Annotated in this window: 16 protein-coding genes; 10 read left to right on the top strand and 6 right to left on the bottom strand. The window is 61.2% G+C overall.

What is annotated here, in order from left to right; all coding sequences use genetic code 11:
* Nucleotides 1-48: 48 nt before the first annotated feature.
* Complete coding sequence (locus KW838_RS08290; RefSeq protein WP_102700734.1) at nucleotides 49-2,226, bottom strand: malate synthase G; 2,178 nt, start codon at nucleotides 2,224-2,226, stop codon at nucleotides 49-51.
* A 546-nt stretch (nucleotides 2,227-2,772) separates the two neighbouring features.
* On the opposite strand from KW838_RS08290, the gene KW838_RS08285 reads away from it, so the two are divergent.
* On the top strand, nucleotides 2,773-3,291 hold the full coding sequence (locus KW838_RS08285) for a glycine cleavage system protein R (RefSeq protein ID WP_102700735.1): 519 nt from the start codon (nucleotides 2,773-2,775) through the stop codon (nucleotides 3,289-3,291).
* Nucleotides 3,292-3,506: 215 nt separating this feature from the next.
* On the opposite strand, the gene rarD is transcribed toward KW838_RS08285, so the two are convergent.
* From rarD to KW838_RS08260, 5 genes are all read right to left on the bottom strand, one after another.
* A complete protein-coding gene (rarD, locus tag KW838_RS08280; RefSeq protein ID WP_218500866.1) occupies nucleotides 3,507-4,394 on the bottom strand; it encodes an EamA family transporter RarD in 888 nt (295 codons plus the stop codon).
* A 205-nt stretch (nucleotides 4,395-4,599) separates the two neighbouring features.
* Entirely contained in the window at nucleotides 4,600-5,574 is a 975-nt protein-coding gene (locus KW838_RS08275; protein WP_007980356.1) for a serine/threonine protein kinase, read from the bottom strand.
* Between the two features lie 197 nt (nucleotides 5,575-5,771).
* On the bottom strand, nucleotides 5,772-7,673 hold the full coding sequence (locus tag KW838_RS08270) for a PhoX family phosphatase (RefSeq protein ID WP_218500865.1): 1,902 nt from the start codon (nucleotides 7,671-7,673) through the stop codon (nucleotides 5,772-5,774).
* 65 nt (nucleotides 7,674-7,738) lie between these two features.
* Nucleotides 7,739-8,503 carry a TOBE domain-containing protein gene (locus tag KW838_RS08265; protein WP_218481249.1) on the bottom strand — a complete coding sequence of 255 codons (765 nt, stop codon included), beginning with the start codon at nucleotides 8,501-8,503 and terminating at the stop codon, nucleotides 7,739-7,741.
* Nucleotides 8,504-8,566: 63 nt separating this feature from the next.
* Complete coding sequence (locus tag KW838_RS08260) at nucleotides 8,567-9,307, bottom strand: ComF family protein (RefSeq protein ID WP_218500864.1); 741 nt, start codon at nucleotides 9,305-9,307, stop codon at nucleotides 8,567-8,569.
* Nucleotides 9,308-9,400: 93 nt separating this feature from the next.
* Between KW838_RS08260 and bioB the strand changes: the two genes are divergently transcribed.
* The 9 genes from bioB to KW838_RS08215 all read left to right on the top strand — a co-directional run bounded on the left by bioB (nucleotide 9,401) and on the right by KW838_RS08215 (nucleotide 20,071).
* Nucleotides 9,401-10,456, top strand: coding sequence for a biotin synthase BioB (bioB, locus tag KW838_RS08255; protein WP_102700150.1), 1,056 nt, complete (start codon nucleotides 9,401-9,403; stop codon nucleotides 10,454-10,456).
* A gap of 173 nt (nucleotides 10,457-10,629) precedes the next feature.
* On the top strand, nucleotides 10,630-11,808 hold the full coding sequence (gene bioF / locus KW838_RS08250) for an 8-amino-7-oxononanoate synthase (protein WP_218500863.1): 1,179 nt from the start codon (nucleotides 10,630-10,632) through the stop codon (nucleotides 11,806-11,808).
* Nucleotides 11,801-12,532 (top strand): alpha/beta fold hydrolase, encoded by a 732-nt coding sequence (locus KW838_RS08245; protein ID WP_218500862.1) that lies wholly within the window; start codon nucleotides 11,801-11,803, stop codon nucleotides 12,530-12,532. Before bioF ends, KW838_RS08245 begins: the two co-directional genes overlap by 8 nt.
* Nucleotides 12,525-13,337: a malonyl-ACP O-methyltransferase BioC gene (bioC, locus tag KW838_RS08240; RefSeq protein ID WP_102700154.1), complete on the top strand. Its 813-nt coding sequence runs from the start codon at nucleotides 12,525-12,527 to the stop codon at nucleotides 13,335-13,337. The genes KW838_RS08245 and bioC overlap by 8 nt, the downstream gene beginning before the upstream one ends.
* A complete protein-coding gene (gene bioD / locus KW838_RS08235) occupies nucleotides 13,334-14,014 on the top strand; it encodes a dethiobiotin synthase (RefSeq protein ID WP_102700155.1) in 681 nt (226 codons plus the stop codon). The genes bioC and bioD overlap by 4 nt, the downstream gene beginning before the upstream one ends.
* A gap of 122 nt (nucleotides 14,015-14,136) precedes the next feature.
* The gene (locus KW838_RS08230; protein ID WP_102700156.1) at nucleotides 14,137-14,433 is read left to right on the top strand and encodes a pyrroloquinoline quinone biosynthesis protein PqqE; all 297 of its coding nucleotides are present in this window, start codon (nucleotides 14,137-14,139) and stop codon (nucleotides 14,431-14,433) included.
* A gap of 278 nt (nucleotides 14,434-14,711) precedes the next feature.
* Nucleotides 14,712-16,517 carry a phenylacyl-CoA dehydrogenase gene (locus tag KW838_RS08225; protein WP_015097094.1) on the top strand — a complete coding sequence of 602 codons (1,806 nt, stop codon included), beginning with the start codon at nucleotides 14,712-14,714 and terminating at the stop codon, nucleotides 16,515-16,517.
* A gap of 379 nt (nucleotides 16,518-16,896) precedes the next feature.
* Nucleotides 16,897-18,189 (top strand): GGDEF domain-containing protein, encoded by a 1,293-nt coding sequence (locus tag KW838_RS08220; RefSeq protein ID WP_218500861.1) that lies wholly within the window; start codon nucleotides 16,897-16,899, stop codon nucleotides 18,187-18,189.
* An 85-nt stretch (nucleotides 18,190-18,274) separates the two neighbouring features.
* A complete protein-coding gene (locus KW838_RS08215) occupies nucleotides 18,275-20,071 on the top strand; it encodes an acyl-CoA dehydrogenase C-terminal domain-containing protein (protein ID WP_102700158.1) in 1,797 nt (598 codons plus the stop codon).
* Nucleotides 20,072-20,089: the final 18 nt, after the last annotated feature.

Raw genomic sequence — 20,089 nt, 5'->3', positions numbered from 1 at the left:
AAAATCCCCCGGTTTTTCAACCGGGGGATTGCTGTGGAGTGAGCTGGATTACAACCCGTTCTTCGCCTTGAACTCGCGACGACGACGGTGCAGGACCGGCTCGGTGTAGCCGTTCGGCTGTTTGGTGCCTTCGACCACCAGTTCGACCGCTGCCTGGAAGGCGATGTTGCTGTCGAAGTTCGGGGCCAGCGGACGGTACAGCGCGTCGCCGGCGTTCTGACGGTCAACCACCGGCGCCATGCGCTTGAGGCTTTCCATGACCTGCTCTTCGGTGACGACGCCATGGCGCAGCCAGTTGGCGATGTGCTGGCTGGAAATACGCAGCGTGGCACGGTCTTCCATCAGGCCGACGTCATTGATGTCCGGCACTTTCGAACAGCCGACGCCCTGGTCGATCCAGCGCACCACGTAACCGAGAATGCCCTGGCTATTGTTGTCCAGTTCGTTCTTGATCTGTTCGGCGGTCCACTGCGGGTTCACCGCCAGCGGGATGGTCAGGATGTCGTCCACCGATGCATGGGCACGTTTGGCCAGTTCGGCCTGACGGGCGAACACGTCAACCTTGTGGTAGTGCAGTGCGTGCAGTGCCGCGGCAGTCGGCGAAGGTACCCAGGCGGTGTTGGCACCGGCCAGCGGGTGAGCGATTTTCTGTTCAAGCATCGCTGCCATCAGGTCCGGCATGGCCCACATGCCTTTACCGATCTGCGCGCGACCTTGCAGGCCGGTGCTCAGACCGATATCGACGTTGGAGTTCTCGTAGGCGCCGATCCATTTCTCCGCCTTCATGTCCGCCTTGCGCACCATCGGGCCGGCTTCCATGGAGGTGTGGATTTCATCGCCCGTGCGGTCGAGGAAACCGGTGTTGATGAACACCACACGCTCGCTCGCCGCCTTGATGCAGGCCTTGAGGTTGATCGTGGTACGACGCTCCTCGTCCATGATCCCGACTTTGAGGGTGTTGCGCGGCAGGCCCAGCACGTCTTCGATGCGACCGAACAGCTCGTTGGTGAACGCCGCTTCCTCAGGACCGTGCATCTTCGGTTTGACGATGTAGATCGAGCCGGTGCGGGTGTTTTTGCGCGAAGTGTTGCCGTTCAGGTTGTGCATCGATGCCAGGCAAGTCACCAGGCCATCGAGAATACCTTCCGGTACTTCGTTGCCTTGACTGTCGAGGATCGCGTCGATGGTCATCAGGTGGCCAACGTTGCGCACGAACAGCAACGAACGACCGTGCAGGCTCAGTTCACTGCCATCGACCGCTGTGTAGGTGCGGTCGGCGTTCATGGTGCGGGTAAAGGTCTGACCGCCCTTGGCGACGTCTTCCGACAGATCGCCCTTCATCAGGCCGAGCCAGTTGCGGTAGATCACCACTTTGTCATCAGCGTCGACGGCGGCAACCGAGTCTTCGCAGTCCATGATGGTGGTCAGTGCGGCTTCCATCAGGATGTCTTTGACGCCGGCCGCGTCGGTCTGGCCGACCGGGGTGCTGGCGTCGACCTGGATTTCGAAATGCAGGCCGTTGTTTTTCAGCAGGATCGCGGTCGGTGCAGCGGCATCGCCCTGGAAACCGATCAGTTGAGCGTCGTTGCGAAGGCCGGTGTTGCTGCCGCCTTTAAGGGCGACCACCAGTTTGCCGTCGACGATTTTGTAGCCGGTGGAATCGACGTGGGAGCCGGCCGCCAATGGTGCCGCTTCGTCGAGGAAAGCACGGGCGAAGGCGATGACCTTGTCACCGCGCACCTTGTTGTAGCCTTTGCCTTTTTCCGCGCCGTTGGCTTCGCTGATGGCGTCGGTGCCGTAGAGCGCGTCGTACAGCGAGCCCCAGCGGGCGTTCGAGGCGTTGAGGGCAAAGCGGGCGTTCATCACCGGCACCACGAGTTGCGGGCCGGCCATGCGGGCGATTTCGTCATCGACGTTTTGCGTCGTTGCCTGGAAATCGGCCGCTTCTGGCAGCAGATAACCGATGTCTTGCAGGAAGGCTTTATAGGCCACGGCGTCGTGCGGTTGACCAGCACGCGCTTGGTGCCAGCCGTCGATACGAGCCTGGAAATCATCGCGTTTGGCGAGTAGGGCTTTGTTCTTCGGCGCCAGGTCATGGATGACCTTGTCGGCACCGGCCCAGAACTTATCGGCGGTGAGGCCGGTACCGGGAATGGCTTCGTTGTTCACGAAGTCGAACAGGACTTTGGCGACCTGCAGGCCACCGACTTGAACGTGTTCAGTCATTGCTTGCCTCACTCTGCTCAGCTATTTCGCTTTTCAGCTCTTCAATTTAACAATGAAGCCTTTGGCCATTTAAACCACAAACCCCTTTGCCAGTACATGCCCATGACGGGCGGCTGGGTTGGGACCAATCAACGGCTTGGGGCCTTGCTGACAGGGCTTTCAGGGTTGCGAACGGGCCGGCGGCAGACATCGATCCAACGTTATGTAGTGCGCGCTGCGGCATACTACATGATGAATTGCGGATGTGAAAATTAGACTAATCACGTCGTTCTGCGACCCCATGACGCATTGCGGTCACGGCGCGGAACAGGATGTTCTCAAAAAACCAGTGGATTGTTCCAGTTAAATATCAAAAGATGTACACGATTTGTTGGGCCGGTCAGATCGGCGGTGCCTTCATTCGCGAGCAGGCTCGCTCCCACAAAGGCCCGCGCAACCCTTGTGGGAGCGAGCCTGCTCGCGAAGGCGCCTGACCTGTCGGCGCAGGTCCAACCCTTGCCTATACTTGGTTCTCTGTCACAAAAATCATGACCAGAGGGCTGCGCCATGGACCACCTCGTACTCACCGTTTTCGCACCGGACAAGCCCGGGCAAGTCGAGCGCATTGCCCAATGCATTGCCGAGCACGGCGGCAACTGGCTGGAAAGCCGCATGTCGCGCATGGCCGGACAATTCGCCGGCATTTTGCGGGTGGGCGTGCCGGCCGAGGCCTATGACGAATTGGTCGATGCCCTGCAAGGCTTGTCCACCCAGGGCATTCGCGTACTGATCGCCGAAAGCAGCATCGAACAATCCTGCACCTGGAAGCCGATCGCGATGGAACTGGTGGGCAATGATCGCCCGGGAATCGTGCGTGACATCACACGTTTGTTGAACGAGCAGGGGGTGAGTCTGGAACGGTTGGTTACCGAAGTGCGCCCGGCACCGATGAGCAGCGAGCCGTTGTTCCATGCCGAAGCGATTCTTGCCGTGCCGCTGACGCTGTCGCTGGACGTCCTGCAATCGCGCCTGGAAACCCTGGCCGACGATCTGATGGTCGAATTGGTGCTGCGCAGTGAGCCCTGATCAGGTTATCCAAGTTAAACGTGCACCGGCCTGTGGATAACCTGTAGAGACACCCCGCCAGGCCACGCCGACCGGGGTTCTTCAGGATCTGATCAAAAAACCAGCAGTTTCAGCCACTTGCGCACAATCGGCGGGGATCACGCTGTGGATAACCTTGGGAAGGAATGATGCAGGCCACGGAACCCGTGGCCTGTAGAGGTTTGTATGTTTTTTGATCAGCCGCGGCGACGCAAACTGAGCCACGCATCCACGCTGTAAACCGCCAGACCGGCCCAGATGAACATGAACGCTACCAGGGTGCTGGACGACAGATGCTCGCCAAACAGCAGGACCGCTTGCAGCAGCACCAATGTCGGCGCCAGATACTGGAGAAAGCCCAGTGTCGTGTAGGGCAAATGCCGTGCAGCCGCGTTGAAGCAGACCAGCGGCACCAGCGTGACCGGCCCGGCCGCCACCAGCCACCAGGCTTCTGATGTGGTCCAGAACTCGGCCTGAGCGCTGTGGGCGGTCGGATTGAAGAGCAACCAGGCAATGGCGATCGGCACCAGCATCCAGGTTTCCACCACCAGCCCCGGCAGTGCCTTGACCGGTGCCTGCTTGCGAATCAGCCCGTAGAAACCGAAGGTCAGTGCCAGCACAAGCGACACCCAGGGCAGGCTGCCGACTTGCCAGACCTGTTGCGCCACACCCACAGCCGCCAGACCGACGGCAATCCACTGCATGCGCCGCAGCCGTTCGCCAAGGATCAGCATGCCCAGCAACACGTTCACCAAGGGGTTGATGTAGTAACCGAGGCTGGCCTCCAGCATGCGGCCGTTGTTCACCGACCAGACGTAGGTCAGCCAGTTGGCCGCGATCAGCGCACCGCTCAGGGCCAGGATCGCCAGGCGTCGCGGGTTCTCCCGCAGCTCGCGCCACCAGCCGGGATGCTTCCACACCATCAGCAGCAAGGCGCCGAACAGCGCCGACCACAACACCCGATGGATGATGATTTCCACAGCGGGCACGCTGGCGATGGCTTTGAAGTAGAGGGGGAAAAGTCCCCAGATGATGTAGGCACTCAGACCCAGAATGTACCCGCGACGCGGGTTGGCGGCTTGCATGCAGAATCCTTGCTTAGGCAGCTAACAAAGTAGGGATTGTAAGGAGATTCGTCTGCGAATGTCCTGCCTGAATAGGTAGGTCTTTTGTGAACACAGAACCTGTGGGAGCGGGCTTGCTCGCGAAGGCGGCGTGTCAGTCGACATCAATGTTGAATGACACGCCGCCTTCGCGAGCAAGCCCGCTCCCACATGGGGTCTGTGTTTGTCAGAAGAGTTTTAGTGGCTCTTCCTGGAGCGCCGCCAATTGCTCGCGCAGTGCCAACACCTGATCACCCCAGTAACGCTCGGTGCCGAACCACGGAAAGCTGCGGGGGAACGCGGGATCGTCCCAGCGACGGGCGAGCCACGCGCTGTAGTGCAACAGGCGCAGGGCGCGCAAGGGCTCGATCAGCGCCAGTTCGCGCGGGTCGAAGTCGTGGAACTCGTTATAGCCATCCATCAGTTCCGACAACTGGCTCAGGCAATCCTGGCGATCACCGGCGAGCATCATCCAGATGTCCTGTACCGCCGGGCCCATGCGGCAGTCGTCGAGGTCGACGATATGGAACATCTCGTCGCGGCACATCATGTTGCCGGGGTGGCAGTCACCGTGCATGCGGATGTTCTGGTGCGGCGTGTTGCTGTAGGCATCTTCCACACGCTTGAGCAGATCTCGGGCCACCGACTCGTAGGCCGGCAGCAGGCTGCGGGGGATGAAGTTGCCGTCGAGCAACGTGGCCAGCGAGTCATGGCCGAAGTTTTTTACCGCCAGCGCTTCACGGTGCTCGAACGGCCGGGTCGAGCCGACCGCGTGCAGGCGTCCGAGCAGTTGGCCCAGGCGATACAGTTGATCGAGGTTGCCCGGCTCCGGTGCGCGGCCGCCGCGGCGGGGGAACAAGGTAAAACGGAAACCGCTGTGTTCGTGCAGGGTTTCACCGTTGTGGATCAACGGCGCCACGACCGGCACCTCGCAATCGGCGAGTTCGGCGGTGAACTGGTGTTCTTCCAGAATCGCTTCGTTGCTCCAGCGTTGCGGCCGGTAGAACTTGGCGATCAGTGGCTCGGCGTCTTCGATGCCGACCTGATAGACGCGGTTCTCGTAGCTGTTGAGCGCCAGGATGCGCGCGTCGCTGAGAAAGCCGATGCTTTCGACGGCATCGAGCACGAGGTCTGGCGTAAGGGTTTCAAACGGGTGGGCCATGCTGACTCCTGCGCGCAGCAGGCTGCTGCGTCCGGCCAGGCATGGTAGCGCAGACGGCAGGGCTTTAGGGGGTGGGCTTGAGATGTGTGGTGACTGGGCTGACGCCTTCGCGGGCAAGCCCGCTCCCACAGGATTGGCGCTGATTTGGAATCTGCGCATAACCCTGTGGGAGCGGGCTTGCCCGCGAAGAGGCGGGATCAGGCGCCGACGATCCCGCCATCTTCCCGCGAAATCGCCATCACCGAAGACCGCGGCTTGCCATTGGGCAGATGCTCGGGGAAGGTCGAGCCTCCGTTTTCACCCGGGTGCTGGATTCCGACGAACAGGGTTTTCTGGTCCGGCGAGAAGCTGATCCCGGTCACCTCGCAGCCCACCGGCCCGACCATGAAGCGGCGAATCTCGCCGGTCGCCGGATCAGCGCAGAGCATCTGGTTATTGCCCATGCCGGCAAAGTCACCGGTGTTGCTCACATCACCGTCGGTCAGGATCCACAAGCGTCCGGCCTTGTCGAAGCCCAAGCCGTCCGGGCTGTTGAACATGTTCTGCGGCGTAATGTTCGACGAGCCGGCCTTTGGCGTCCCGGCATGTGCGGCCGGGTTGCCGGCCACCACAAACAGGTCCCAGGCAAAGGTGTGTGAGGCGTGATCGTCGCGTTCGGTGCGCCAGCGCAGGATCTGGCCGTAGACGTTCTTCTCCCGCGGGTTCGGTCCGCCCACCGGTTGCCCGTCTTCGCCGCGCTTGGCGTTGTTGGTCAACGTGCAGTAGACCTGGCCGTCCTTGGGGCTGACCACGATCCATTCCGGGCGGTCCATGCGCGTGGCTTTCACCACACTGGCGGCGAGACGGGCGTGGATCAGCACTTCGGCCTGATCGGCAAAACCGCTGCTGGCGTCGATACCGTTTTTGCCGTGGGTCAGTTCGATCCATTCACCCTGGCCTTTCGGGTGATCGGCGTTGCCGTCCCCGGCATCGAAACGCGCCACATAGAGGGTGCCGTGATCGAGAATGTCGCGGTTGGCCTTGGGGTTCTTGTGGTCGATCTTGTCGCGGCTGACGAATTTGTAGATGAACTCGCCGCGCTCATCGTCGCCCATGTACACCACGGCATGGCCATCGCCGGTTTCGGCCAGGGCGGCGTTTTCGTGTTTGAAGCGGCCGAGGGCGGTGCGTTTGACCGGCGTCGACTGCGGATCGAACGGATCGATCTCCACCACCCAGCCATGACGGTTGAGTTCGTTGGGGTTCTTGGCCAGGTCGAAACGCTCGTCGTGTTGGTGCCAGTTGATTTCTTTGCTGGTCACCACCGCGCCGTAGCGTTTTTGCGCCGGGTCGAATTTCTGCTCGGCGTTGCTGCTGCCGAAGCAGTCGGTGAAGTTTTCTTCACAGGTCAGATAGGTGCCCCACGGCGTCTTGCCGTTGGCACAGTTCTGGAACGTGCCGAGAACGTTCTTGCCGTGGGGGTCGGCGCTGGTCTTCAGCAGTGCGTGACCGGCGGCTGGGCCGCTCAGGGTGATCGGCGCATTACCGTGAATGCGGCGGTTGTAGCGCGAGCCCTGGACGAATTGCCATTGGCCGTTCTTGCGCTGCACTTCAATCACCGACACACCTTCGCAGGCCAGCGCCTTGCGCACGTCTTCCGCCGATTGCGGCATGCCGCCGTGGGCGTAGAGGTAGCGGTAGTTGGTGTATTCGTTGTTGATCGCCATCAGCGCGCGGTCTTTTTCGCCCGGAAATTCGAACAGGCTCATGCCATCGTTGTTGTCGCCGAACTGGGCTTCCTGATGCACGGCGCTGCCGTTGCCGCTCGGGTCGAACGCCGGGCCGTCCTTGTGCAGGGGCTGGCCCCAGCTGATCAGCACCGAGGACTTGTAGCCCGGTGGCAGGGTGATGGCGTCGCTGGTGGCGGCGGCAATGCTGTCAAAGCCCAGCAATTGGCTGTTACCGGCGCTGACGCTGGCGGCCATCACACTGCGGCTCAGCAGGTTGCCGCCGAGGAACATCGCCGCGCCGCACAGGGCACCTGCGCTGATGAAGCGGCGACGACTGAGGCCGACCATGGTTTCGAGGTCGGTGGACTGGTTTTCTTCTAATAGGCTCATTTCAGGCTCCCTGCGGTTTTGCAGACACCTTAATGATGAGTAATGAACCTTTTGTTGCAGTTTGCTTAAAGCGGTGTACCCAGCAGAACCCTGGAGGGCGAAAACTCCACGCGCACGGGTTTGCCGCAGGTCAGCCCCAATGCCTGCAGATGCGTTGGTTCGTCCAGCGCGCACAGGGTCAGGCCGTTAGGCAGTGTGATGCGCACTTCGCTGGGGCCATCGTCGGCGTCGAGAATTTTCTCGATGGTGCCTTTCAGGCAATTGTTTCCCGGCGTTTCGGCTGAATCGACCTCCAGCACATCGAGCCAGCCGGCCTTGATCAAGGCCACGACTTCGGTGCCGATTTGCAGTTCCAGGCGCTCGGTGCTGTCGTGGGTGATTTGCGCATCGACGATCAAGCCTTCGGCGACTTCGAGGCGAATCAGGTCGTTGCGTCCCTGGGGCTCGATCGTCATCACCTTGCCGTGTAACTGATTGCGCGCGCTGGTGCGCAGCATCAAACGCCCGAGCAGGTCGAGGTCGCTGGCATCTTCAGCGGCTTCCAGCACCTGGGCCTGCAAGGCTTGCAGCTTCTGGTACAGCCGCAGCACCCGCTCGCCTTCTATGGAGAGACGGGCACCGCCCCCACCCTTGCCGCCGACAATCCGCTCCACCAACGGTTTCTGCGCCAGGTTGTTCAGCTCATCGATGGCATCCCAGGCAGCTTTGTAGCTCAGGCCCGCGCTTTTTGCCGCACGGGTGATCGAGCCTTGCTCGGCGATGTGCTGCAGCAGGGCGATGCGCTGCGGACGGCGGACAATGTGCTGGGACAACAAGGTGGGCAAAGACATGGCAAGTCGCTTTGGGTGGTGGCGATGGGGAGGACGGTGGCGGCTTGGCACGCGCGAGTCAAGTCAGGTTGTCTCGCCGGGTTTTGGCGTGCGGGCCAGGCAATAGACGTCGACCCGCGCGGCACCGGCGTCGATCAACAGCCAGGCCAGGGCCTGGGCCGTGGCACCGGTGGTGAGGACGTCGTCGATCAGGGCCAGGTGCCGGCCTTTGACGGTGGCACCGGGTATCAGGGTGAAAGCGTTGCGCAAATTCCTGCGCCGCGCTTGGGCATTCAAGGCCTGTTGGGCATCGGTGTCCTGGGTTCGCAGCAGTAACCGTTCGTCGCAAGGAATGTCCAGTGCGTCACTCAACCAGTGGGCCAGCATGGCTGCCTGGTTGAACCCGCGCTGGCGCAGGCGCCGGTTGGCCAGCGGTACCGGAATCAGCGCATGGGGCCGCTGCAGATCATCTTCGAAGCGATGTTGCAGGTATTGAGCGAGAAGTTCGGCGAGCAAGCGGCCAAACGGCCACTTTGCATTGTGTTTGAAGCGGGTGATCAGGCTGTCAACCGGAAAGCTGTAGGTCCAGGGGGCAATCACCTGTTCAAAGGCCGGTGGCTGCTTCAGGCAATGGCCGCAGGTCAGGCCCGCGGCCGGGAGCGGCAGGGCGCAGGTACGGCAGTGATCGCCCAGCCAGGGCAACTCGGTTTCGCAGGCCGTGCAGACAGGGACGATGCCGTCGGCGAGCTCATCGCACAAAAGACACGACTGTTTGTTTTTTGACCAGATGTAAACCAGTCCTTTGTTATGTGGTTGACAGCGCATCGCTCTTCCTTAAATATGCCGAAACATCTGTGAGGCGGCTGTGACATTCCATGACCCTGCCGCATGCCAAAGCATAATTCAAAGGAAACACCCATGAGCGCCAGCACCACTGCAACCCTGCGTCATGACTGGTCTTTGGCCGAAGTCAAAGCACTCTTCGTTCAGCCATTCAATGACCTGTTGTTCCAGGCGCAGACGGTGCACCGTGCGCATTTCGACGCCAACCGCGTTCAGGTCTCGACCCTGTTGTCGATCAAGACCGGCGCCTGCCCGGAAGATTGCAAATATTGTCCGCAGTCCGGTCACTACAACACCGGCCTGGAAAAAGAAAAACTGATGGAGGTGCAGAAGGTCCTCGAAGAGGCCGCTCGCGCCAAGGCCATCGGTTCGACCCGCTTCTGCATGGGCGCGGCGTGGAAGCACCCGTCGGCCAAGGACATGCCTTATGTTCTGAAGATGGTTGAAGGCGTGAAAGCCCTGGGCCTGGAAACCTGCATGACCCTCGGCCGCCTGGATCAGGACCAGACCGAAGCGCTGGCCAAGGCCGGCCTCGACTACTACAACCACAACCTCGATACATCGCCGGAGTTCTACGGCAGCATCATCACCACCCGCACCTACAGCGAGCGCCTGCAAACCCTGGCCTACGTGCGTGAGTCGGGGATGAAGATCTGCTCCGGCGGCATCCTCGGCATGGGCGAGTCCCTGGACGACCGCGCCAACCTGCTGATCCAGTTGGCCAACCTGCCGGAGCATCCGGAGTCGGTGCCGATCAACATGCTGGTGAAAGTCGCCGGTACGCCGCTGGAAAATGCCGACGACGTCGACCCGTTCGATTTCATCCGCATGCTCGCGGTCGCGCGCATCCTGATGCCGCAATCCCACGTGCGCCTGTCCGCCGGCCGCGAAGCCATGAACGAGCAGATGCAGGCTCTGGCGTTCTTCGCCGGTGCCAACTCGATTTTCTACGGCGAGAAACTGCTGACCACCGCCAACCCGCAGGCCGACAAGGACATGCAATTGTTCGGGCGCCTGGGCATCCTGCCGGAAGCCCGCGAAGAGCACGCCGATGAAGTGCATCAGGCGGCGATCGAGCAGGCGCTGGTGGAGCAGAAGAGCAGCGAGCAGTTCTATAACGCGGCGGTTTGAGCAACCACTGCGTCCACTGAATGAATGCAAAACCCCTGTGGGAGCGAGCTTGCTCGCGATAGCGTCAGGTCCGTCGACATCAATGTTGAATGTGACGCCGCCATCGCGAGCAAGCTCGCTCCCACAGGGATCGCATTCATTTTGATTTCTGTGATCTGAACTTCGAGGCCTGCATGTCTTTCGATCTCGCCGCACGCCTTGCTGCCCGTCGTGCCGAAAATCTCTACCGCCAGCGTCCGCTACTCGAAAGCCCGCAGGGGCCGCAAGTAGTGGTTGATGGCCGGCCGTTGCTGGCGTTCTGTAACAACGACTACCTGGGGCTGGCCAATCATCCACAAGTGATCGAAGCCTGGCGTGCCGGCGCTTTGAAGTGGGGGGTGGGCGGCGGCGCCTCACATCTGGTCATCGGCCATAGCGCCCCGCACCATGCCCTGGAAGAAGCCTTGGCCGACCTGACCGGTCGCCCACGCGCGTTGCTGTTCACCACCGGTTACATGGCCAACCTCGGTGCGGTCACGGCGCTGGTGGGGCAGGGTGATACGGTGCTCGAAGACCGGCTCAATCATGCGTCGCTGCTCGACGCGGGGCTGCTGTCCGGCGCGCGGTTCAATCGCTACTTGCACAACGACCCGGTGAGCCTGGCCAAACGCCTGGAAAAAGCCACTGGCAATACCCTGGTGGTCACCGACGGCGTGTTCAGCATGGACGGCGATATCGCCGACTTGCCGGCACTGGCCCGAGAGGCCAAGGCCAAGGGCGCCTGGTTGATGGTCGACGATGCCCATGGTTTCGGACCGCTGGGTGCCAACGGTGGCGGCGTCGTCGAGCATTTCGGTTTGAGCCAGGAAGACGTTCCGGTGCTGGTCGGCACCCTCGGCAAAGCCTTCGGTACGGCGGGCGCTTTTGTGGCCGGCAGCGAAGAGCTGATCGAAAGTCTGATCCAGTTCGCCCGGCCTTACATCTACACCACCAGCCAGCCTCCGGCGCTGGCCTGCGCCACGTTGAAAAGCCTGGAACTGCTGCGCAGCGAACACTGGCGCCGCGAGCATTTGCAGACGTTGATCCGCCAGTTCCGCCAGGGTGCCGAGCAGATCGGCCTGGAACTCATGGACAGCTTCACACCGATCCAGCCGATCATGGTTGGCGATGCCGGGCGCGCGGTGCGTCTTTCGCAAATGTTGCGCGAACGCGGGTTGATGGTGACCGCGATTCGCCCGCCGACCGTGCCTGCTGGCAGCGCCCGACTGCGGGTCACGCTGACGGCAGCCCACAGCGAGGCCCAGGTGCAGCTATTGTTAAACGGACTGGCCGATTGTTTTCAACAACTGCAGCCGGAGCCAAGCCATGCGTGATCGTTTGATTCTGCTGCCCGGCTGGGGCCTCGGCGTTTCACCGCTGGAGCCTTTGGCGGCGGCTTTGCGCGGCCTGGACGAGCACTTGCGCGTCGAAATCGAGCCGTTGCCCGACCTGGAGTCGAGCGATCTTCAAGAGTGGCTCGATGAGCTTGATGCGACGTTGCCGCAAGACGCCTGGCTGGGCGGCTGGTCATTGGGTGGCATGCTCGCCTGCGAACTGGCGGCCCGACGTGGCGATCGCTGCTGCGGCGTGTTCACACTGGCCAGCAACGCCTCTTTTGTCGCGCATGAACACTGGTCGGCCGCCATGCCTGGGGAAACCTTCGATGCGTTTCTGGCGGGATGTGCAGCCGATCCGCGCGCGACCTTGAAACGCTTTTCACTGCTCTGCGCCCAAGGCGCCGAAGACCCGCGCGGATTGTCGCGGCTGTTGCTCGCTGGCGCACCGAACACGGCCGCGCCAGTGCTGCTGAGCGGTCTGCAAGTGCTTGCGCAACTGGATACACGGCAGGCAATGCAATCGTTCCGCGGTCCGCAACTGCATCTGTTCGCCGGTCTCGACGGGTTGGTGCCGGCGGAGGCGGCAGGCGATTTGCTGGCGTTGCTGCCGGATATAGAAATCGGTCTGATTGAGCAGGCCGGTCACGCGTTTCTTCTGGAAGATCCCCACGGTGTGGCGGGGGCGATCCAGGCCTTTTTGCATGAGTCCGGCGATGACTGATTTATCTCTTCCCAACCTGCCCGGCGGCTTGCCCGACAAACGCCAAGTCGCTGCATCTTTCTCCCGCGCGGCGCAAAGCTACGACAGCGTGGCCGAGTTGCAGCGTGATGTGGGCAGCCAATTGCTCGGACGCTTGGCGCAGGACTTCGTACCGCAGCGCTGGCTGGACCTGGGCTGCGGCACCGGGCATTTCAGTCGTGCCTTGGGTGAGCGGTTTGCGGGCAGTCACGGTGTGGCGCTGGACATCGCCGAAGGCATGCTCAACCACGCCCGGCCGTTGGGCGGTGCCACGCATTTCGTGGCCGGCGATGCCGAGCGTTTGCCACTGCAGGACTCGACCTGCGACCTGATCTTCTCCAGCCTGGCGGTGCAATGGTGTGCGGACTTCGACTCGGTGCTCAGTGAAGCTTATCGAGTGCTGAAACCGGGTGGCATTTTTGCGTTTGCTAGTCTTTGTACAGGGACGTTGTTTGAATTGCGCGACAGCTGGCGACAGGTCGATGGCATGGTGCACGTCAATCGCTTCCGGGAGTTTGGTGTTTATCAGCAGTTGTGTGCGGCCAGCGGCTTGAGGATGGTCAGTCTGCAAAACCTGCCGCATGTGCTGCATTACCCGGATGTGCGCAGCCTGACCCATGAGCTCAAGGCACTGGGTGCGCACAATCTCAATCCCGGTCGACCGGGTGGCTTGACCGGCCGGGCGCGGATTTTGGGGTTGATTGAGGCTTATGAGCAGTTTCGTCAGGCCCGAGGCCTGCCGGCGACTTATCAAGTGGTGTACGCCATTTTGGAGAAACCCTTATGAGCGCAGCCTATTTCATCACCGGCACGGATACGGATGTCGGTAAAACCACGGTCGCTGCAGGGCTGCTGCATGCGGCGCGTTCGGCGGGTTTGAGCACGGCGGCGGGCAAGCCGGTCGCGTCCGGATGCGATGTGACGCCCAAAGGCTTGCGCAACGCCGATGCACTGGCTTTGATGGCGGAGTGTTCGCTGCCGCTGACGTACGCACAGGTCAATCCGGTGGCCTTCGAACCGGCCATTGCTCCCCATCTGGCGGCACGGGAGGCGGGCGTGGCGTTGACGGTGCAGTCGTTGCTGGCGCCGATGCGGCAGATTCTGGGCCTGCAGGCGGACTTCACCCTGATCGAAGGCGCTGGCGGCTGGCGCGTACCCTTGGCGGATCAGGACAATCTGTCGGACCTCGCCATCGCGTTGCAGCTGCCGGTGATCTTGGTGGTCGGCGTGCGCCTGGGGTGTATCAGCCATGCCTTGTTGACCGCCGAAGCGATCGCCCGGGACGGTTTGCAACTGGCGGGATGGGTGGCCAACATCATCGACCCGAAGACCTCGCGGCTGGAAGAAAACCTCGCCACCCTGGCCGAACGCCTCCCGGCGCCGTGCCTGGGGCGTGTGCCCAAACTCAAGGCCGTGACGGCAGAAGCCGTGGCCGAGCACTTGCAACTGGATCTGTTGGACTGACGTCTGGCAATGCGGGCTTTGCCTATGACAAGGCACTGTGCCATTAGTGTTTTTGACGGGTGTTTTGTCTGCCACTCTGCTTCAATGGCTTTCGTTGATCCTTTGCAAGGACGAGTTCTCCCATGGAAATCTCAGGTAATACCGCTTTTTATGCCGGTCTGAGCACCCTTCAGGCAGGGCAGAACCGTGTCGATCAAGCCGCTGGGCAGATCGCCAACACCACCATTGAGCGTTCGGTCACCAGCCAATCCTCCGAGGCGCAGGTCGATCGGCTGAGATCGGTTGATCGCAGCCAGCAATCGGACCTGGCCAGCAACGTGGTCGAAATGGCCCAAGGCAAGATTCAGGCGGAGCTGGGCGTGAAAGTCGCCAAGGCCGCCGATGAAGTGCTCGGAACATTGATCGATACCTACGCCTGATTCCTTGCCCGATCCGCACCTTCCAGCGCCGCGCCTGTTCGCGGCGTTTTTGTGCGTAAGTCTTTCTTGCTCAACTAATCTTTTCAGGATGGCGGGCTGCTTCGGCAGCGCGGCGGCGGTGTCGTGTGCCTGAATGTCCGATCCTGCGATGACGAACGGCAAAAGATCGACGCTTGACAAGATTTGGGCGTAAACGTATGTTTCAAACAACTGTTTGATCGCAACAACAAATCAATGCGGTCGTTCATTCCCGGTTACATCAGCAGAGGTTTATCGCTATGCCTGACTACAAGGCCCCCTTGCGTGATATTCGCTTCGTTCGTGACGAACTGCTCGGCTACGAAGCGCACTATCAGAGCCTTCCGGCTTGTGCCGACGCAACTCCGGACATGGTTGACGCCATTCTCGAGGAAGGCGCCAAGTTTTGTGAGCAGGTACTGGCTCCGCTGAACCGTGTGGGCGACCTCGAAGGTTGCACCTGGAGCGAGTCCGGCGTTAAGACGCCGACTGGCTTCAAGGAAGCCTACAAGCAATTCGTTGAAGGCGGCTGGCCGAGCCTGGCTCACGACGTCGAGCACGGCGGCCAAGGCCTGCCGGAATCCCTGGGCCTGGCCATCAGTGAAATGGTCGGCGAGTCCAACTGGTCGTGGGGCATGTACCCGGGCCTGTCGCACGGTGCGATGAACACCATCTCCGAGCACGGCACCCCTGAGCAGCAAGAGGCTTACCTGACCAAGCTGGTTTCCGGCGAATGGACCGGCACCATGTGCCTGACCGAACCGCACTGCGGCACCGACCTGGGCATGCTGCGCACCAAGGCCGAGCCTCAGGCCGACGGTTCCTACAAGGTCTCCGGCACCAAGATCTTCATCTCGGCCGGTGAACACGACATGGCCGACAACATCGTCCACATCGTACTGGCCCGCCTGCCGGATGCACCGGCTGGCACCAAAGGCATCTCCCTGTTCATCGTGCCGAAGTTCCTGCCGAACGCCGATGGCTCGGTTGGCACGCGTAACGCCGTGTCTTGCGGTTCCCTGGAACACAAGATGGGCATCCACGGCAACGCCACCTGCGTGATGAACTTCGACGGCGCCACCGGTTTCCTGATCGGCCCGGCGAACAAAGGCCTGAACTGCATGTTCACCTTCATGAACACCGCTCGCCTGGGTACCGCGCTGCAAGGCCTGGCCCACGCCGAAGTCGGTTTCCAGGGTGGCCTGAAATACGCTCGCGACCGTCTGCAAATGCGCTCGCTGACTGGCCCGAAAGCGCCGGACAAAGCCGCTGACCCGATCATCGTGCACCCTGACGTACGCCGCATGCTGTTGACCATGAAGGCGTTCGCCGAAGGCAACCGCGCGATGGTTTACTTCACCGCCAAGCAGGTCGACATCGTCAAGTACGGCGTGGACGAAGAAGAGAAGAAGAAAGCCGACGCACTGCTGGCCTTCATGACGCCAATCGCCAAGGCCTTCATGACCGAAGTCGGTTTTGAATCGGCCAACCACGGCGTGCAGATCTATGGCGGCCACGGTTTCATCGCCGAGTGGGGCATGGAGCAGAACGTTCGCGACAGCCGCATCTCGATGCTGTACGAAGGCACCACCGGTATCCAGGCACTCGACCTGCTGGGCCGTAAAGTGCTGATGACCCAGGGCGAGGCTCTGAAAGGCTTCACCAAGATCGTCCACAAGTTCTGCCAGACCAACGAAGGCAACGAAGCGGTTCAAGAGTTCGTCGCGCCGCTGGCTGCACTGAACAAGGAATGGGGCGAGCTGACCATGAAGGTCGGTATGGCCGCCATGAAAGATCGCGAAGAAGTCGGCGCGGCCTCCGTGGACTACCTGATGTACTCCGGTTACGCCTGCCTGGCCTACTTCTGGGCTGACATGGCGCGCCTGGCTGCCGAGAAACTGGCTGCCGGCACTTCCGAAGAGGCGTTCTACACCGCCAAGCTGCAGACGGCGCGTTTCTACTTCCAGCGCATCCTGCCGCGTACCCGCACTCACGTCGCAACCATGCTGTCGGGCGCCAACAACCTGATGGACATGAAAGAAGAGAACTTCGACCTGGGCTACTAAGCCTTAACGAAGTACTTGAAAAAGCCGCTGCTCCTTCGGGACCAGCGGCTTTTTTTTGGGGCTTCCACTGGTTTGAGCGCGGGCACGACCCCTTGTAGGAGCTAGCTTGCTGGCGATGGTCGTTAACGATCACGCGTATAAAATGGATAAACGCGGCGCACTTGAGTCCATCGCCAGCAATCGAGCGTCGACCGGCTGCTCCTACAGTTTCCCGGGAATGCGTGAAGAGCCTTTTTTGCTTTAAGGGTTGCCCGTGGAATGAATGTTTGTAACGCCCTTTGAAAAATACCTCAGTAATTCACTCAGCAACTCGGGCTTTCTGCCGTTACAGTAGTTGGCACATTGCCATCTATTGATCTGACGGGTCGGAGCTTTACCCTTGCCGCGCTCATCTGCTGTACGTTTCAGTCATTTCCTGCCGTCATTACTGCTGTTGCTGGCGGGGCTTGCGGCTGCATACATCAAGGATCTGAACGTCTTTTTCACCTCGCTCTTCAACGTGCTGCCCACCCTGGTGTTGTTGCTCGGTGGCGCCTATTGCGCGGTGTACCGACGCCAGCGTGAACTGTTTCTGATGGTCACGGTGTACATCGCCTACTTCCTGCTCGACACCCAGACCGACTTTTACCGCGACAACGGCAAGGTGCGTGACGATGCCGCCGTGGTCTTTCACCTGTGTTGCTTGCTGCTGCCATTGTTGTTTGGCGTATTCGCGGCGTGGCAGGAACGCACCCATCTGTTCCAGGACATGGTGGCGCGATTCGCCGTATTGCTGGCGGTCGGCAGCGTGGCGCTGGGGCTTGAGCAAAGTTATCCACATGCGCTGCTGATCTGGTTGTCGGAGATTCGCTGGCCCGCCTTGCATGGCGCCTGGATGAGCCTGATCCAGTTGTCCTATCCGGTGTTCATTGCCGCGTTTGTGCTGCTGGCCTGGCAATACTGGCGCAACCCGCGACCGCTGCATGCCGCGCAACTGGTGGGGTTGCTCGGGTTGTTCTGGATGCTGCCGAAAACCTTCATCCTGCCGTTCACGCTGAACATCATGTGCAGCCAGGTGATGCTGATGATCGCCGCCGCCGTTGCCCACGAAGCCTATCAAATGGCCTTCCGTGACGAACTGACCGGACTGCCGGGCCGCCGTGCGTTGAATGAACGCATGCAACGGCTGGGACGCAACTACGTGTTGGCGATGAGCGACGTCGACCATTTCAAGAAATTCAACGACACCCACGGCCACGATGTCGGCGACCAGGTGCTGCGGCTGGTGGCCAGCAAACTGTCGAAAATCGGCGGTGGCGGTAAGGCGTATCGTTATGGCGGCGAGGAATTTGCCCTGGTGTTTGCAGGCAAGACGCTCGAAGAATGCATGCCGCACCTGGAAGTCATCCGCGAGTCCATCGCCACTTACAACATTCAATTGCGTAATCAGGAAAACCGCCCGCAGGACGATCATCAGGGGCGCCAGCGGCGTGCCGGTTCCGGTGCGTCGAGTGTGTCGGTGACGGTCAGTATCGGCGTTGCCGAACGGATCGATCAGCGCACCCCGGAAGAGGTGCTCAAATCCGCTGACCAGGCGCTCTACAGCGCCAAGGGCGCCGGGCGCAACTGCGTGATGGCGTTCGGGCAGAACCGCCGTGGCGCCGTGCGCATGGATGCCGCTACGGTTGAGTGATGATCGCGCATTCAGCGACTGGACATTGATTGTGGCGTAGTGTCAGCGGCAGTAGGTTGGAAAAAACTGCCGACGGAGAATGACCATGCCCGAGTACAAAGCTCCCTTGCGCGACATGCGCTTTCTGATCGACCACGTCTTCGACTTTCACAGTAGCTACGCCGCGCTGGGGGCCAGCGATGCCAGCCCGGACATGGTCAATGCGATCCTCGAAGAAGGCGCGAAGTTCTGCGAAAACGTGCTGTCGCCGCTCAACCGCAGCGGCGATGAAGAAGGCTGCCATTTCGACAACGGCGTGGTCACCACACCCGCGGGCTTCAAGCAGGCCTTCGCCCAATATGTCGAGGGCGGCTGGCATGGCCTGGCGGCGGACCCGGTCTACGGCGGCCAAGGGTTGCCGATCTCTCTGGGCCTGGTCATCAGCGAGATGGTGGGTTCCAGCAACACCTCATGGGGCATGTACCCCGGCCTGACCCACGGAGCGATGTCGGCGATCCACGCCCATGGCACCGAGGCGCAAAAGCAGACCTATTTGAAGAAGCTCACCGCTGGCCAATGGACCGGTACCATGTGCCTGACGGAAGCCCATTGCGGCACCGACCTGGGCATCATCAAGACCCGTGCCGTGCCAGCGGCCGATGGCAGCTATGCGATCTCCGGCAGCAAGATCTTTATCTCTGCGGGCGAGCACGACATGAGCGCCAACATCATTCACCTGGTGCTCGCCAAATTGCCGGACGCACCGGCCGGGACCAAGGGCATTTCGCTGTTTATCGTGCCCAAGTTCCTGCCCGACGCGATGGGCGAAGCGGGTGAGCGCAATGGCGTGTCCTGCGGCTCGATCGAACACAAGATGGGCATCAAGGCCTCCGCCACCTGCGTGCTGAACTTCGACGAGGCCAAGGGCTTTTTGATCGGCGAGCCGAACAAGGGCCTCAACTGCATGTTCACTATGATGAACCACGCGCGGTTGGGCACGGGCATGCAAGGTCTGTGTCTGGGCGAGGCGAGCTTCCAGGGCGCGATCAAATACGCCAACGACCGTTTGCAGATGCGCTCGTTGACCGGCCCGAAAGCGCCGGAAAAAGCCGCCGACCCCATCATCGTGCACCCTGATGTGCGGCGGATGTTACTGACGATGAAAGCCTTCAACGAAGGCAACCGCGCGCTGACCTACTTCACCGCGCAGTTACTCGACGTTGCACACCTGAGCCCGGACGAAACGGCGCGCCAGGAAGCCGAAGACCTGCTGGCCTTCCTCACGCCGATCTGCAAAGCCTTCATGACCGACACCGGCCTGGAAGTGACCAACCATGGCATGCAGGTGTTTGGCGGCCACGGGTTCATTCGTGAGTGGGGTATGGAGCAACTGGTACGCGACTGCCGCATTGCGCCGATCTACGAAGGCACCAACGGCATTCAGGCACTGGACTTGCTCGGGCGCAAGGTACTCGGCAGCCAGGGCAAGCTGCTGCGCGGGTTCACCAGGATCGTCCATAAGTTCTGCGCGGCGAACGCCGAACATCCACAACTGGCCGGGTATGTGGCGCAGCTTGATCAACTGAACCAGCAGTGGGGCGAGTTGACCACCAGGGTCGGCATGGCGGCGATGAAAAACCCGGACGAAGTCGGTGCCGCGTCGGTGGACTACCTGATGTACAGCGGTTACATCATCCTCGGCTACCTGTGGTTGCGCATGGCGCTGGTGGCTCAGGCGCAGCTCGATGCTGGCAGCGGTGATGCCGGCTTCTGCCGGGGCAAACTGGCGACCAGCGAGTTTTACTTCAAGCGTCTGTTGCCACGCACTACCGCTCATCGGGCGGCCATCGAAGCGGGGAGCGATTGCCTGATGCAGTTGCCAGCGGAGATGTTTGCGCTTTAGACATGTAAATCCGCTACA

The sequence above is a fragment of the Pseudomonas sp. PDM27 genome (assembly GCF_019219205.1).
In the GTDB taxonomy this organism is placed as follows: Bacteria; Pseudomonadota; Gammaproteobacteria; order Pseudomonadales; family Pseudomonadaceae; genus Aquipseudomonas; species Aquipseudomonas laurylsulfatiphila.
The sequence above is the reverse complement of the archived record's forward strand: the minus strand, read 5'-3'. Positions and strand labels throughout refer to the sequence as shown.